Origin of the sequence: Neisseria canis (assembly GCF_900636765.1) — a bacterium.
Classification (GTDB): Bacteria; Pseudomonadota; Gammaproteobacteria; order Burkholderiales; family Neisseriaceae; genus Neisseria; species Neisseria canis.
In genome coordinates this window covers 1,551,940-1,568,234 of the sequence record NZ_LR134313.1, presented here as the reverse complement: position 1 = coordinate 1,568,234, position 16,295 = coordinate 1,551,940, and the positions used below count along the sequence as shown (strand labels likewise).

15 protein-coding genes are annotated in these 16,295 nt (G+C 51.6%); all 15 read left to right on the top strand.

Annotation, left to right across the window (positions count from 1 at the left end):
• Position 1 precedes the first annotated feature (1 nt).
• Positions 2–2,158: a RelA/SpoT family protein gene (locus EL143_RS07365; RefSeq protein ID WP_126326682.1), complete on the top strand. Its 2,157-nt coding sequence runs from the start codon at positions 2–4 to the stop codon at positions 2,156–2,158.
• A gap of 241 nt (positions 2,159–2,399) precedes the next feature.
• Positions 2,400–2,612, top strand: a complete 213-nt coding sequence (rpsU, locus tag EL143_RS07360; protein WP_085415572.1) for a 30S ribosomal protein S21 — start codon at positions 2,400–2,402, stop codon at positions 2,610–2,612.
• Positions 2,613–2,715: 103 nt separating this feature from the next.
• On the top strand, positions 2,716–3,159 hold the full coding sequence (locus tag EL143_RS07355) for a GatB/YqeY domain-containing protein (protein WP_085415573.1): 444 nt from the start codon (positions 2,716–2,718) through the stop codon (positions 3,157–3,159).
• 63 nt (positions 3,160–3,222) lie between these two features.
• Positions 3,223–5,001, top strand: coding sequence for a DNA primase (gene dnaG, locus EL143_RS07350; protein ID WP_085415574.1), 1,779 nt, complete (start codon positions 3,223–3,225; stop codon positions 4,999–5,001).
• A 333-nt stretch (positions 5,002–5,334) separates the two neighbouring features.
• The gene (gene rpoD, locus EL143_RS07345) at positions 5,335–7,290 is read left to right on the top strand and encodes an RNA polymerase sigma factor RpoD (RefSeq protein WP_085415575.1); all 1,956 of its coding nucleotides are present in this window, start codon (positions 5,335–5,337) and stop codon (positions 7,288–7,290) included.
• 114 nt (positions 7,291–7,404) lie between these two features.
• Positions 7,405–9,195: a bifunctional chorismate-binding protein/class IV aminotransferase gene (locus tag EL143_RS07340; protein WP_085415576.1), complete on the top strand. Its 1,791-nt coding sequence runs from the start codon at positions 7,405–7,407 to the stop codon at positions 9,193–9,195.
• A 157-nt stretch (positions 9,196–9,352) separates the two neighbouring features.
• A complete protein-coding gene (locus EL143_RS07335) occupies positions 9,353–9,811 on the top strand; it encodes a methylated-DNA--[protein]-cysteine S-methyltransferase (protein ID WP_085415577.1) in 459 nt (152 codons plus the stop codon).
• A 37-nt stretch (positions 9,812–9,848) separates the two neighbouring features.
• Complete coding sequence (gene xerD, locus EL143_RS07330; protein ID WP_197719584.1) at positions 9,849–10,721, top strand: site-specific tyrosine recombinase XerD; 873 nt, start codon at positions 9,849–9,851, stop codon at positions 10,719–10,721.
• 116 nt (positions 10,722–10,837) lie between these two features.
• Positions 10,838–11,167: a hypothetical protein gene (locus tag EL143_RS07325; protein WP_085415579.1), complete on the top strand. Its 330-nt coding sequence runs from the start codon at positions 10,838–10,840 to the stop codon at positions 11,165–11,167.
• Between the two features lie 276 nt (positions 11,168–11,443).
• Positions 11,444–12,853, top strand: coding sequence for an SLC13 family permease (locus tag EL143_RS07320; protein ID WP_085415580.1), 1,410 nt, complete (start codon positions 11,444–11,446; stop codon positions 12,851–12,853).
• A gap of 96 nt (positions 12,854–12,949) precedes the next feature.
• A complete protein-coding gene (locus EL143_RS07315) occupies positions 12,950–13,240 on the top strand; it encodes a hypothetical protein (RefSeq protein ID WP_085415581.1) in 291 nt (96 codons plus the stop codon).
• A 41-nt stretch (positions 13,241–13,281) separates the two neighbouring features.
• The gene (locus EL143_RS07310) at positions 13,282–13,899 is read left to right on the top strand and encodes a flavin prenyltransferase UbiX (RefSeq protein ID WP_085415582.1); all 618 of its coding nucleotides are present in this window, start codon (positions 13,282–13,284) and stop codon (positions 13,897–13,899) included.
• A 319-nt stretch (positions 13,900–14,218) separates the two neighbouring features.
• The gene (locus tag EL143_RS07305; RefSeq protein WP_169709809.1) at positions 14,219–14,734 is read left to right on the top strand and encodes a hypothetical protein; all 516 of its coding nucleotides are present in this window, start codon (positions 14,219–14,221) and stop codon (positions 14,732–14,734) included.
• A gap of 113 nt (positions 14,735–14,847) precedes the next feature.
• Positions 14,848–15,285: an outer membrane protein assembly factor BamE domain-containing protein gene (bamE, locus tag EL143_RS07300; RefSeq protein WP_085415584.1), complete on the top strand. Its 438-nt coding sequence runs from the start codon at positions 14,848–14,850 to the stop codon at positions 15,283–15,285.
• A gap of 184 nt (positions 15,286–15,469) precedes the next feature.
• Positions 15,470–16,093 (top strand): LysE/ArgO family amino acid transporter, encoded by a 624-nt coding sequence (locus tag EL143_RS07295; protein ID WP_085415644.1) that lies wholly within the window; start codon positions 15,470–15,472, stop codon positions 16,091–16,093.
• Positions 16,094–16,295: the final 202 nt, after the last annotated feature.

Sequence of the window (16,295 nt, the reverse complement as noted above, 5' to 3'; positions counted from 1 at the left end):
CATGTCCGCGCCCAAACCCACCGCACCTTACGACAAGTTAACCGCCGAAGCGCGCACCTTGCTGTTCCGCACCGCTGCCTACTTGGGCAAAGACGAGTTGGTTCAGCTGGAAAAAGCTTGCGCCTATGCTTTCCACGCCCACGACGGGCAAACCCGTAAAAGCGGAGAACCCTATATTACCCATCCTATTGCCGTAGCTACCGAACTGGCCAAATGGCATATGGATTTACAAACCTTGTGCGCGGGTTTGATGCATGACGTGTTGGAAGATACCGGCACCACCAAAGCCGAACTTGCAGAAGAGTTCGGCGACACCATTGCAGACATGGTAGACGGCCTATCCAAATTGGAAAAGCTCGAATACGGCAGCGCAGCCGAGCATCAGGCAGAAAGTTTCCGCAAGCTGATTCTTGCAATGACCAAAGACATCCGCGTCATCATTGTCAAACTATCCGACCGTCTGCACAATATGCGGACACTCGGTTCCATGCGCCCTGATAAACGCCGGCGAATCGCCAATGAAACCCTCGAAATACATGCGCCTATAGCCAATAGAATCGGCCTGAATAACGCTTACCGCGAGCTTCAGGATTTATCTTTCCAAAATATCTACCCCAACCGCTACGAAGCGCTCCGCAAAGCCATGAGTGCATTCAGACGCGACCATCATGACGTGGTCGGCAAAGTGTTGAGCGCATTCAGCCAACGCCTTGTGAGCGCCAACATCGAAGCCCAAATCAAAGGCCGCGAAAAAAACCTATACAGCATTTATCAAAAAATGCGCAATAAAAACATAGGCTTTGATGAAGTTATGGATATTTACGGCTTCCGCGTAATCGTGAACAACATTCCCGCCTGTTATGCCGCCTTGGGTGCGCTCCACCAACTCTACAAACCCAAGCCGGGCAAGATAAAAGACTACATCGCCATCCCAAAAAGCAACGGCTACCAAAGCCTGCACACAACCCTAACCGGCCCCTACGGCCTGCCCATTGAAGTGCAAATCCGCACACGCGAAATGGAAGCCGTAGCCGAAGGCGGCGTGGCCAGCCATTGGGCTTACAAGTCAGGCGATGACAAGCTCGATCAAGCCACCATAAACACCAACACATGGCTGCAAAACATTCTGGATCTGCAATCCCGCAGCGCCAGTGCAACTGAGTTTTTAGAGCATGTAAAAGTCGATCTTTTCCCCAACGAAGTATACATCTTCACACCCAAAGGCAAGATTGTTGTATTGCCCAAAGGAGCCACACCGATTGACTTTGCCTACACCGTTCACACCGATGTCGGCCACCGTTGTATTGCCGCGCGCATCAACAAAGTAGCCATGCCGTTGCGTACCGAGCTGAAAACCGGCGATACGGTAGAAATCATTACCTCCGAGCAAGCCCGGCCAAGCGCAACTTGGCTCAACTTTGCCGTATCCAGCCGTGCACGCAGCGCCATCCGCAACTACATTAAAAATATGAACCGCCAAGATGCCATCCTTCTTGGCGAAAACCTGCTGCAAAAAGCACTTTCCAGCCTGCTGCCGCAAAACGTACTCCTGTCTGAAGAGCTGAAAGAAAAATATCTTGCCGATTTGAACAATCAGCAAACCACTTTTGAAGACGTTTTATATAACGTCGGCATGGGGCACACATTACCCGCCTCCGTAGCCATGCACATAGCAGAGCTGGCTGGCAAGCATTTTGGCGATGAAGTCAAACTCAGCCCGATCAAAATCAGCGGCAACGAAACCGGCCGTGTGCATTTGGGCCAATGCTGCAACCCGATTCCCGGCGATGCCATCAAGGCGGTAATCATCAAAGACCAAGGTATGATTATCCATCGGGATACCTGCCCCAATATCTTAAAAGCCGATCCCGATCAACAGCTTGATGCCGATTGGGGTGCCATCCAAGACCGTACTTACCGCACCAATATTTTGGTTGCATCCGAAGATACACACGGCTTATTGGCCGCTATGGCGCAAGCGCTTTCCGGTGAAGGTGCGGATATCGAAGCCGTTGAAACCCCGTCGCAAAGCCAGGCAGGTATCGAAGGATTTATCGAATTTAAATTCCGGATAAAAACCAAAGATTTGGCCCAGCTCAACCGCATCATCCATGCCCTGCACCATATCCCGCAAGTCCGCCGAGTTACCCGCGTGTAAACACGATTGACATGCCGCACATTTTTTAAGATAATCACATGATTTTCCAGCCTGTATTACACAGGCTGATTATTTTCCGCCTGCGGCAAAAGCGGCAGGCCTGTTAGGAGGTGATGTTTACATCACGGCGCGTATTCCGCCCCGCTAACTGCGAAACCGAGATACACATCCATTATCCAAACTGCCCGTCTATTTTCCGGCGCAGTTATCCAAACAATTTAAATTAATACTAGGAAATAAAATGCCTGCTATTCGTGTAAAAGAAAACGAACCTTTTGAAGTTGCTATGCGCCGTTTCAAACGTGCTGTAGAAAAAACTGGCTTGCTGACCGAGCTGCGCGCCCGCGAAGCTTACGAAAAACCGACCACCGAGCGCAAACGCAAAAAAGCAGCGGCAGTTAAACGCCTGCAAAAACGTCTGCGCAGCCAGCAGCTTCCTCTTAAAATGTATTAATCCGAGTTTAATACATCAAAAAATAAAAACACCGGGAACTTGTTTTTCGGTGTTTTTAGCATTTAGAATGCCTGTCTGAAAATACTTAACGAAAGCCCGAACGATGACTTTAAAAGCCCGCCTTTCCGAAGACATGAAAACGGCCATGCGCGCCAAAGACCAAGTGTCTTTATCAACCATCCGCTTAATCAATGCCGCCATCAAACAATTCGAAGTAGATGAGCGCACCGAGGCAGACGATACAAAAATCACCGCCATCCTGAGCAAAATGATTAAGCAGCGCAAAGATTCAGCCAAAATCTACGCAGACGCAGGGCGCAGCGATTTGGCCGACAAAGAAACCGCCGAAATCAACGTATTAAACCGCTATCTGCCGGAAATGATGAGCACAAAAGATATTCAGGCCGCAGTTGAAGCCGCCATAGCGCAAACCGGAGCGGCAAGCATGGCCGACATGGGAAAAGTAATGGGATTATTGAAAACCTCGCTTGCCGGCAAAGCCGATATGGGCGAGGTCAACAAAATCCTCAAAGCCCGTTTAAGCTGATTAATCTTTTTCAGACAGGCATCAGTTATACCCTTTGCCTGTCTGAAATACACGCACGGTACCATGATTCCATCCGACTTTATTGATGAGCTGCTGGCCAAAGTTGACATTGTTGACATCATCGACGAACACGTTCCGCTAAAAAAAGGCGGGGCTAACTATATGGCCTGCTGCCCGTTTCACAAAGAAAAGTCACCCTCATTTTCCGTGAGCCCTTCCAAACAGTTTTACCACTGTTTCGGCTGCGGCGCACACGGTTCGGCTATCGGCTTTGTCATGGAATACCAGGGTTTGAGCTTTACGGAAGCAGTGCAATTCCTAGCCGACCGCGTCGGCATGACCGTACCGCGCACCAAAGGCCAGGCCGACAACCCCGAAAAACGTGCCGAACGCAAAAAAAAGCAGCAAACCCTGGAAGAAACCACCCAAGCCTGTGCAGATTTCTACCGCGCACAACTCAAGCTTTACCCCGCAGCACAATCCTATCTCCAACAGCGCGGCCTAAACCCCGAAATTATCGAGCATTACAGCTTAGGCTACGCGCCGGAAGGCTGGCAGCCGCTGGCCCAAGTTTTTCAGCCCTACCCGAACACCGCCCTGATCGACAGCGGCATGGTTATCGAAAACGAAGGCAAACATTACGACCGCTTCCGCCAGCGGATCATGTTTCCCATACGCGACACACGCGGGCAAATCATCGGCTTCGGCGGCCGCGTGCTGGATGATTCCAAACCCAAATACCTTAATTCGCCCGACACCCCTTTATTCGACAAAGGCAAAAACCTGTACGGCCTTTACGAAGGCCGCGCCGCCATCAAAGACGCCGGCCGCATTTTGGTTGTGGAAGGCTACATGGATGTGGTCGCCCTCGCACAATTCGGCATCGGTTACGGCGTTGCCTCGCTGGGTACATCCACCACTTCCGAGCATGTAAAACTGCTGATGCGTCAAACCGACAGCATCTATTTCTGTTTCGACGGCGACGCAGCAGGCCGAAAAGCCGCATGGCGCGCACTGGAAAACGCCCTTCCCCAACTGAAAGACGACAAATCGCTGCACTTTCTGTTCCTGCCCGAAGAACACGACCCCGACAGCTATGTACGCCAATTCGGCAAAGCCCAATTCGAAGACGCCCTGCTCCACCAAAGCAAACCCCTGTCTGAATATATTTGGGATGCCCTCACAGAAACTCTTGATTTGCGCACACAGGAAGGCAAAGCCGAACTTATCAAAACCAGCGCTCCCCTGCTCACCCAAATCAACGCCCCCGCATTAAGCTTTCTGCTCAAGCAGAAACTCAGCGATTTAGTCGGCATCGATCCGGCCAATCTAGCCCAACTCCTCGGACAAGAAGCACCCAAGCGCCATGTTCAGCAAAAAAATTACAAGCTCCCTGCCGGCACCGCCCGCCAGCCGCAAATGATTACCCTGGCGCAAAAACAAATCCGCGCCCTGCTTGCCAACCCCGCATGGGCCGAATACATCCACTTGCCCGATTATCTGCCGCTTACAGGCGATTTGGCCTGTCTGGCCAACGTAGCCGAAACCATTAAAAGCAACCCGCACATCACCAACAGCGCCCACATTTTCGAGCACATGCGCGGCAGCCGCTATGAATCCGTTCTCACCGATATCTACCGCAACAGCGAAAACACCGCAGACCCCGACACCGCAAGCGAAGAAAGCCGGCAAGAATTCAAACAAGGCATGGTACAGCTTCTTAAAACCTTTTGCTCCGACCAAATCGACGCACTCAAAGCCAAAAACAGCGCAGGCGGCCTCAGCGATTCCGAAAAAAAACTTTTGTTGAACTTATTAACACAAAAACAACACAAAATATAAAACAATCATCCGATGCCTGTCTGAAACCCACCAAGCATAACAACCCATTCCGCCGAGCGCAGCAACCCCAACAACCATTTTTCAGACAGGTATTTATCTTGTTGGAACAACAAGATTTTTATATAATACTGGCTTTTTTCCGCCCCACGCTTGCAATCTCGGCAAGCACCCCCATTTAAAAGCGGAACGACAGACTTCACAGCCTGAAAGCAGCCATGCTATCGCAGGCAAAACACAATTATCAAAAATCCGCCAACCCATTCCGGCTGCTCACACCAACGCAGAATACCCATTGCCACGGGCGGATGCCGACCGAACATACCGAGACTGATAATGACCAACCAACACAACATCCAAGACTCCGAAAACGAAGAACGCGACGACAACCGTCCGCTCACGCCGGAAGAGCAGCGCGCCCGCCTGCGCCAGCTCATTATCATGGGTAAAGACCGCGGCTATATCACCTACGCGGAAATCAACGACGCCCTGCCCGACGACATGTCCGACGCCGAACAAATCGACAACATCGTCAACATGATTCAAGGCTTGGGCATTCAAGTTACCGAAGAAGCCCCCGATGCCGACACCCTGCTGATGAACGACAACAGCACAGGCATTACCGACGACGACGCCGTAGAAGAAGCCGAAGCCGCCCTCTCGAGCGCCGATTCCGAATTCGGCCGCACCACCGACCCCGTGCGCATGTATATGCGCGAAATGGGACAAGTCGACCTGCTTACCCGCGAAGACGAAATCATCATCGCCAAAAAAATCGAAAACGCACTGAAAAACATGATTCAGGCCATCTCAGCCTGCCCCGGTTCCATTGCCGAAATCCTGGCGCTGATCGAGCAAGTGCGCAACGATGAAATCAAAGTCGACGAAGCCGTTGAAGCCATCATCGATCCGAACGAAGTTTTGCTCAACGAATTGGGGCTCGGCCATTTGGAAACCACTTCTGCAGATGCCGGAAACGACAACAGCGACGAAGACACCGAAGACGATTCCGAAGACGAAGAAGATGAAGAAGACAGCGGCAGCACACTTGAAAACACCAATCTGGAAGAATTGAAGCAAAAAGTTTTGGAGCATTTCGACGGCATCAACGGAAGCTACGAAAAAATGATTGCCGCGCTCGACAAATACGACAGCAAACACCCGAAATATCTGGAGCACCGCGACGCCATCGCCGGCAAACTGCTGGAAGTGCGTTTTTCTACGCGCCAAATCGAAAACCTCAGCAGCAACCTGCGCAACAATGTCGAACAAATCCGCAAACTTGAGCGCGAAATCCGCGACATCTGCCTAGACCGCGTACATATGGACCGCGATTATTTCATCGCATCTTTCTTACCCAACACCACCAATTTGGACTGGGTGGGCGAAGAAATCGCCAAAAACCGCGTATGGAGCGATGCATTAAGCCGTTTCCAACATGCCATTTTGGAAAAACAAACCGAAATGGCCCAAATGGAAAAGCAGGCGCGCATTTCAATTGACGAATTAAAAGAAATCAACAAAAACATGGTGGTTAGCGAAAAAGAAACCGCTGCCGCCAAACAGGAAATGATTCAGGCCAACTTGCGCCTGGTGATTTCTATTGCCAAAAAATACACCAACCGTGGCCTGCAATTCCTTGATTTGATTCAAGAAGGCAATATCGGCTTGATGAAAGCGGTGGATAAATTCGAATACCGCCGCGGCTATAAATTTTCCACTTACGCAACATGGTGGATCCGTCAGGCCATTACCCGCTCGATTGCAGACCAGGCCCGCACCATCCGTATTCCCGTTCATATGATTGAAACCATCAACAAAATGAACCGGATTGCCCGCCAATACCTGCAAGATAACGGTGAAGAACCCGATTCTGCAAAACTGGCCGAGCTGATGGAAATGCCGGAAGATAAAATCCGCAAAATCATGAAAATCGCCAAAGAGCCGATTTCTATGGAAACCCCGATCGGCGATGACGACGATTCACACTTGGGCGATTTTATTGAAGACATCAATAACGTGGCACCTTCCGATGCAGCCATGTATTCGAGCCTGCGCGAAGTAACCAAAGATGTGTTGGAAAGCCTTACCCCGCGCGAAGCGAAAGTGTTGCGTATGCGTTTCGGTATCGACATGAACACCGACCACACGCTTGAAGAAGTAGGCAAACAATTTGACGTAACCCGCGAGCGCATCCGTCAGATTGAAGCGAAAGCGCTCCGCAAACTCCGCCATCCGACCCGAAGCGACCGCTTGAAGAGCTTCCTGGATAGCGAAGAAGGCAAACAATAAGGCCTGTCTGAAAATAAAGCGCAAATCCGATTTGCGCTTTTTTATTGCGCCTGTTCCCGCAATGCAGATGCCTGTCTGAAAATAAATCCGAACTCCATACCGCCGATTCGAAAGATGCCCTATTTCGCCCTGCTCGACGATGCTGCTGCCAACCATGCGCAGCTGTTTCAAAACCACATGCGCAGCGAGTTTTTGCCGCCCGACGAAATCGGCAAACTGGATGCCTGTCTGAAAAAAGGCTGGGCGGAAAACCTGCATGTAGTCATTTTTGCCGACTACGAATTCGGCCTGCCGTTGCAAACCTTGCCTGCCGAACAGGGTTTTCTTGCTTTGCACTGGTTTGCAGAAAAAAACCTGCTCGACAATCCGCAACAATGGCTGTCTGAACAAAGCGGCAGCAAACCCGCCGGCCTCACTTGCACCCGCAATTCAGTAAACCAAGCCGCCTATACCGAAGCCGTCAACCGGATTAAAGCGGCCATCGCCCGCGGCGATACTTACCAAATCAACTACACCACGCGCCTCCATGTCCGAGCCTACGGCGACCCGGTAAAGCTCTACACCCGCCTGCGCCAGCCGGTTCCCTATGCCGCTTTAACCTGCCTGCCCGACGGGCAGCAGCAACACAAATGGACACTCTGCTTCTCCCCCGAACTCTTTCTCAAAATATCGGAAAGCGGCGAAATGCTAACCGAGCCGATGAAAGGCACGGCTCCCGTGTTAAATGACGGGCAAGATGCCGTCCGCGCCGCAGAGCTGCAAGTCGATCCCAAAAACCGCGCCGAAAACATCATGATCGTCGACCTTTTGCGCAACGACTTGGGCAAAATCGCCGAAACCGGCAGCGTGCGCGTGCCAGAGCCGTTTAAGGTATCGCGCTTCGGCTCGGTTTGGCAAATGACCAGTGCCATTTACGCCCAAGCCAAGCCCGGCACAAGCGCCGCCGACATTTTCAAAGCGACTTTTCCGTGCGGCTCCATCACCGGCGCACCCAAACGCATGAGTATGCACTTGATTCAACAATTGGAAACCGAACCACGCTCACTCTACACCGGCAGCATCGGCCATCTGGCTCCGTGCGTCGGCGGCTTAGGCTTTCACGGCACGCTCAACGTCGTTATCCGCACCCTGCAACTTGCCCCTGCTGAAAACAAAGACTGCTACAAAGCCATATACGGTGTGGGCTCAGGCATCGTTTGGGACAGCGACAGCCATGCCGAATATGAAGAATGCCGTTGGAAATCCCGCTTTATCACACAACTTGCCCCCGAATTCGACCTGATAGAAACCATCCGTGTCGAAAACCGGCAAATTCCGCTGCTGCCCTATCATTTAAAGCGGCTGACACACAGCGCACGCATGTTAAACATCCCCTACGATGAAACTGCAGCCGCAAACTATATCCAAAATATAGCAGCCGCTCTGCCCCAACATGCCCACCGCCTCAAAATTACGCTCAAGCCAAACGGCAGGCTGCAACACGAAACTGCGCCGCTCACGCATTTTGCAACACCGCAGTATGTAACGCTTTCCCAAACCGATTTGCCTGATGCCGATTTCCTGCGCCGTTTCAAAACCAGCCACCGGCATATTTACGATCAGGGCTGGCAAACGGCTCAAGCCCAAGGCGCATTCGACAGCCTGTTTTTCAACCGCAGCGGTTTTCTGCTCGAAGGTGGCCGCAGCAACGTGTTCCTGCTCATCGACGGCGCATACCACACTCCGCCGGTCGGGCTGGATATTCTCAACGGCGTTATGCGGCAAGCCGTTTTCGACCGCCCCAATGATTACTTGGGTGGCATAACGCCGGTAGAAAGCCGCCTGACCCGAAAAGACATATTGCGTGCAGAAAAAATATTATTGAGCAACGCTTTACGAGGCGTTTTCGAAGTATCCCTGAAATAGCTTTGCCGTTTACACATGCCTGTCTGAAAACTTTCAGACAGGCATGTGGCTGATGGTCAAACCGATTGCTCAATAAGGGCACCGCCGCAATAAATAGAAGTCTTAAAACCAAATACGCTAAAATAGGCCGCAACACCTCACCCCACCTTTAGCTGCCATGAACTATCCCTGCCTTTACGCCGCACCATTCGGCAACATCACCTTAGTGTTCGATGCGGAACACAACCTTGTCGAACTGAATTTACACGGCAAGCCCGAATACGCGCCTTATCCCCTGCCCGACGTGTGGCAGCAAAAGCTTGACGATTACTTTGCGGGCCGGCTGAAAAACTTCAACCACCCCATCTCCAAGAAAGGCACCGCTTTCCAGCAGCAAGTATGGCAGGCGATTGCCGAAATACCCGCCGGACAAGTGCTCACTTACCAAGACATTGCCCGGAAAATCGGCAGCCATCCGCGCGCAGTCGGAGGCGCTTGCGGCAAAAACCCGTTGGCTTTAGTGGTGCCTTGCCACCGCGTTGTAGCCAAACAGGGCTTGGGCGGTTTTTCCAGCGGCGAAGGGGATGCGTTAGCCATCAAACGCTGGCTGCTGCGGCATGAAGGCATCGACATTTAACACCTTGCCAACCATGCCTGTCTGAAAAACACCGATTATGAACGAACCGATCGACCGACTGCTCGAACATCTTTGGCTTAACGACCGCCTGAGCAGAAATACGCTGGAAGCATACCGCCGGGATTTGGAGAAAATCGCCGCCCGCCTGGCTGAACACCACCTCAACTGGCAAACCGCACAAACCACCGATCTTGCCGCGGCGGTATACCATTCCGACGAAAAAACCCGCTCGCAAGCCCGCGCCCTTTCCGCCTGCAAGCGGCTCTATAGCTGGCTGCTTGAAACCGAGCAGCGCCACGACAATCCCACCCAACACCTAACCGCACCGAAACAGACGCAAACCCTGCCCAAGCTGATTACCGAACCCCAAATCGACGCCCTGCTCAACGCACCCGACACAGCAACCCCACACGGCCTGCGCGACAAAGCCTTATTGGAGCTGATATATGCGACAGGGCTGCGCGTAAGCGAGGCCGTCAACCTCAAAATCGGCGAAGCCGACCTGCAAAAAGGCATGATTAACACCATAGGCAAAGGCAACAAACAGCGCATCGTTCCTTTAGGAGAAGAAGCATCTTACTGGATAGAACGCTATATCGCCGAAGCCCGCCCGCTTTTATTGAAAAACAAGGCATGCGACGAATTGTTTGTCAGCCAAAAACGGGGCGGCATCAGCCGCCAGCTCGCCTGGATGATTGTAGAAAAATATGCCCAAGCCGCAGGCATCAGCCATCTCAGCCCCCACGGCCTGCGGCATGCTTTTGCCACCCATTTGGTCAATCACGGCGCCGATTTGCGTGTTGTCCAACTGCTGCTCGGACATGCCGACATCAGCACCACCCAGATTTACACCCATGTTGCCAACGAGCGCTTGAAAAATATTGTTGAAGAACACCACCCGCGCGGTTAAAACTTATATGTTCACGGCTGCTGACACAGCCCACAAGAAATCACGTAACTATTTTTTATGTTATTATCTCAACCCATCAAAATGATAAATACATTAACGGACTCACAGGAAACGCCATGCCCAAATCCGCTATTCCTTTATTATTTCTGCTCATTTCTCTCAACGCCCACGCTTTCGAGCAAGAAAGGCTGGAACGTGCCTGCCGGATTGAGCAAGGCTCTTTGTTAAAAGACCGTAACGGCACGCCCTCGTGTGACGAACTCAAACGCTTTCATGCCAAAAAATCCATAAAATCAGCCAAAAGCAACAACCATTCCGCCAAAACCCCGAAAGCACCCAAACCTAAGAAAATTGCCAATGGAGAAGGCGCAGGCTACCGCTGGAATCCGTACGAAGGCCGTTTCTGCCAACATGATGCAAAAGGGTTTGCACAAAGCTGTTATTAATCGCCGCATGCGCTGCCGAACGTGAAAGCATCCAGCTCACAGCTGCGTAAAATCCATTCCGACAACTCAAATGCCTGTCTGAAAGATTTATTCAGACAGGCATTTTATTGCGCAAAAATAAAACAATTTGCTTTTTCCATGAAGTTAACCTTATACTACATACAATTACAAACCCTCAATTTTTGTAATTTTCCCAAGATTGCCTGATTAAATTTCAAGCAAAATAAGTCGGAACCGAATATAAAAACCTTCACAATAATTAACAAGGAACAATAAATGAGCGAGAGCCCCAAACAAAGCCTCCCCGAAAACACCGAATTACTCAGCGCGCAAGCGCCGATCACCAATTTCAGAGGATTGCTGATTACCGTCATCGCAGCCGTTATCAGCGCGATTGTGTATATGATTCTGCCTTATGAAGACACCGTCAACAAAGGCTTGTCCATCTTATGCTTTGTGGCAATCATGTGGTTTACCGAAGCCGTGCACATCACGGTAACCGCTTTGATGGTGCCGATTTTGGCCGTTTTATTCCACATTCCCGAAATGAATACCAAGCAGGCGCTGGCGAGCTTTGCCGACCCGATTATCTATGTGTTTTTCGGCGGCTTCGCGCTGGCTACCGCGCTGCATATGCAGCGCATCGACCGCAAAATCGCGGTTTGGCTGATTTCCCTTTCACGCGGCAACATGCTGGTGGCCGTTTTGCTGATATTTGCCGCCACCGCGTTTTTATCCATGTGGATCAGCAACACCGCCACCGCAGCAATGATGCTGCCTTTGGCTTTGGGCTTGATGGATCATCTGGATAAAGAAAAAGACCGCAAAACCTTTGTGTTCGTTTTACTGGGCATTGCTTATTGCGCCAGCATCGGCGGCTTGGGCACAGTTGTTGGCTCACCGCCCAACAATATCGCAGCCAAAGCACTTGATTTGGACTTCGCCGGCTGGATGAAAGTTGCCCTGCCCATGATGATACTGATTCTGCCTTTGATGCTGGTTTCTTTATACGTTGTTTTAAAACCGGATTTTTCCAAACGCGTTCAGGTAAAAGAAGAGCACATCCCGTGGACGTTACACCGCATCATTACCATCATTATTTTCATCGTAACGGCAGCAGCATGGATTATGAGCGGCACGTTAAAAGAAAAATTCGGCATTCTTAACCCTGATTCATTCATTGCTTTGTGTGCCGCTGCCGCAGTAGTCGTGTTCGGCACGGTACGTTGGCGCGAAGTGGCGCGCAACACCGACTGGGGCGTGTTGATGCTGTTTGGCGGCGGCATCGCCCTGAGCAATTTGTTAAAACATTCCGGCGCATCCGCCGTACTCGGTCAGGAGATGGCAACCACCTTCGTTTTGGCACATCCGTTTATCGTCGTCTTGGCGGTAGCCGCATTCATCATTTTCCTAACCGAGTTTACCAGCAACACCGCCTCCGCAGCCCTGCTCGTGCCGATTTTCGGCAGCGTTGCCACACAAATGGGCTTGCCTAAAGAAGTGTTGGTTATGGTTATCGGCATCGGCGCTTCCTGTGCATTTATGCTGCCGGTTGCCACCCCGCCCAATGCCATCGTGTTCGGTACAGGCTTGGTAACGCAGAAAGATATGATGCGGGTGGGCATGCTGCTCAACGTTTTGTGCATCATTCTGGTTGCTGTTTGGGCGTATTTCTTCCTTATGTAAACCGGTCCGGCAATGCCTGTCTGAAACCGGTTTTTCAGACAGGCATTTGTTTATCCGTTAAAATCAAACCCTGCTTTTACTTCAGATTCACCTTTTATGAATGCCGCTTCCGAAAACAAAATGCTCTTCCATTGGCTGGTTATATGCCTGATTCCATTGGCTACCATCGCTTATTTCACATTCAACCCGGCGCAAACGCCGGCCAAACACCTCACTTACGGCATTATTCTGGCCTGCGAATGCGTGTTTTTATTTAAATACGTTTTATTCAAATTTCTGGCTGCGCACCTCAAAGGCCAGCCGCAAGCCAAACGGCAATTCGGCTGGCTTTTCCTGCCTCCGGTCATCCTCACCGGCTACATCTGCCATTATTTCGGCCTGTTTTAAATTTCTGTATAATCAGCGTTTTTCCGCAACGATTGGCCCCAATGACAGCCCACGGCCCCATACAAACCGTTACACTCGCCTTCACCGGCGCCTCCGGCATGCCCTACGGCATACGCCTGCTCGAATGCCTGCTCAAAGCCGGTAAAACCGTGTGGCTGCTCTATTCGCAAGCCGCACAAGTGGTGGCCCAGCAGGAAATGGGGCTTACCTTGCCCGCCAACACCGCAGCGTGCCGCGAAATCTTGTGCAGAAAATTTCAAACCAGCCCCGAGCAGCTGCGCGTGTTCGGTAAAGACGAATGGTTCGCCCCGCCCGCATCCGGCACCAATCCGGCCGATGCGATGATTATCTGCCCGGCCAGCATGGGCGTGGTGGCCGCGGTGGCGCACGGAACGTCCGACCACCTCATCGAACGCGCCGCCGACGTGGCCATCAAAGAGCGCCGCCCGCTGATTATCGTGCCGCGCGAAACCCCTTTATCGTCGCTGCACTTGGAAAACCTGCTCAAACTTTCACAATTGGGTGCCGTTATCCTGCCTCCGTCTCCCGGCTTTTACCACCATCCGAAGACATTAAACGACTCAATCGACTTCGTTGTTGCCAGAATTCTCGATCAATTGCGCATAGAGCACACACTTATGCCAAAATGGGGAGAATAAATGGAAGGATTGCGCGAATTTGTCGGCATGATTGCAGCTTTTGTCAAATGGATATTGACAATTCTGGACAAACTGTTTTAATCTTCGTCCAGCTAACTTATTTTTAAGCCCACGAAAGCTTTTGATTATGAACACCATCCGCACAAACACTTATTTTTATTGGTACCGCAGCAATGCGCGGTATCTGTTTGTGCGTGTCTGAAAGCAGCAATTGAACACCAAACAAGAAACCGCCCGTAAAATCCACAGGCGGTTTTTGTTTTACCTGAAATTTCCGGGCCGCCTGCTAAAAAACCCTCTCAAGATAAGGAAGACTATCATGCAAACCCAAGCAGCCTGCATCTTACAACAACAGCCCGAAATCCTCAGCTGCTGCAATTTGGTGGTTGACGGCAACGCCCACCGCGTTGACCTGCTATTGGCCGATTTACCGCAACGCCCAGGCGCCATGTTCTGCGAAGCCATGCTGCCGCAAGTGCGCACGGTTGCCCTGATGATTGCCGCCGAACGTTTGGTGGAAGGCAAAAATACACCGAGCATCATTACCGACGAAGCCGACTGGTTTGCCGCGCGTATCTTAGTTTTGCAGGCTCGCGTCTTCCATCTCGATATCAGCCTGATGTTTATGCTCGAAACCGCCAACCGCCGCGCCCAAGCGTTCGCCCGCAAACACGGCCTCGATTTCACTCCGGCGCGCATCCAAATGAGTCTGCATTCAGGCCGGCCGGCCAATCTTCTGATGATGAAAACGGCTCTGGAGCTTGACGAACAGCAAGACGAAGGCTTAATCGCCAATTCCCGCCGCTTGGCCGCTTTGCTCGACGCCCCGTTCTAACTACAAGACCGAACACCACAAAATGCCTGTCTGAAACCTTTCAGACAGGCATTGTTTTGTTTATATGCCATTCTGCTAAACTTATTTATCCTACTCAATCTCAATAAATAATCATGAAACATTACCTTATCCTAACGTCTGCACTCTTATTAAGTGCCTGCGCCCAAAAGCCCCAACCGCAACCGACGGTGCACACTTTACCTGTTCACACATCCGGCAAAAAATACGAAGTTACCTACAAGCAAAAGGCTTACAAAGTGAACCATATCCTCAAATGGCGCACGGTTAACGACCCCAACCTCGGCATCAAGCCGGACTGGGACAAACTCAACCAAATCCGCCCGGGCATGAACGCCGCGACCGTGCAGCAGCTGCTCGGCAAGCCCTGGCACCACGGCAGCTCTTACCTAACAGAATGGAACTATCTCTACCGCTACGCTTTTAGCGGCAAAATGCAGCAATGTCAGTATAAAATTGTGTTCAATAAAAAAAGCAACACGGTTGAAGGCATCTTCTGGGAGCCTGTGAAACACGCCCATTGCCGGCACTGAATCAATATGCCAATGCCTGTCTGAAAACGTTTCAAACAGGCATTTTCCGGCAACTGCATCGCATCTCGGGTATGAACCGGATATGTATGTGTATTGCTCACACCCGATTCACTATATAATTCCACCGTCGCGCGCAAAAGCGGCGCGCAAACTTATTCATCAACATCCCGCCCCCACATCCGATATGTCTGCTTTCTTTTCCGGTTTCATGATTACCGCCAGCCTGATTGCCGCTATCGGCGCACAAAATGCGTTTGTGCTCAAGCAAGGCCTGCTCAAGCAACATGTCGGAGTGGTTGTATGGATTTGCTGGCTGTGCGACTTTGCCCTGATTTCCACCGGCGTGTTCGGCGTAAGCGCGCTGCTCGCCGACAGCCCGAAGGCAACCGCGCTGATGGCGCTGGCCGGCGGCCTGTTTCTGCTCGCCTATGCGTGGCGGAGCGCAAAATCCGCTTGGCAGGGCAACGGCATTCTCACCCCCGACACCGCGCCTACCGCGCCCAGCCCTTTCAAAACCGCGGCGGCAACCCTCGCCCTAACTTTGCTCAACCCGCACGTTTACATCGACACCGTAATGCTCATCGGCGGCGCCGCCGCGCCGCTGCCGCCAACCGGCAAATGGCATTTTCTGGCAGGTGCCCTCAGCGCTTCGGGCATTTGGTTTACCGCCATCGGCTACGGCGCACGCCTGCTGCTGCCGCTGTTCCGACGGGAGCACACTTGGCAGATACTCGACAGCCTGATCGCCCTGATGATGCTTTATTTGGCATTCGGTTTATTGAAACAGGCAGCGGCCATTCTGCTTTGATCAATACCGGCCCTGCCATGCCTGTCTGAAAACGAGTATGTAGATTGCCGTGCGGCCGTAGTCAAACCACTTATGCAGTCGCCATGCTTCCTAACCGAAATCCGTAAGCCGGTTCGCGTTCAAATTTTTTCAGACAGGCATTGTTTGCATTTTGCACACTGCCGTTTAAAATCCCGTTAAATTAAGCTAAACCGCTTGCCGC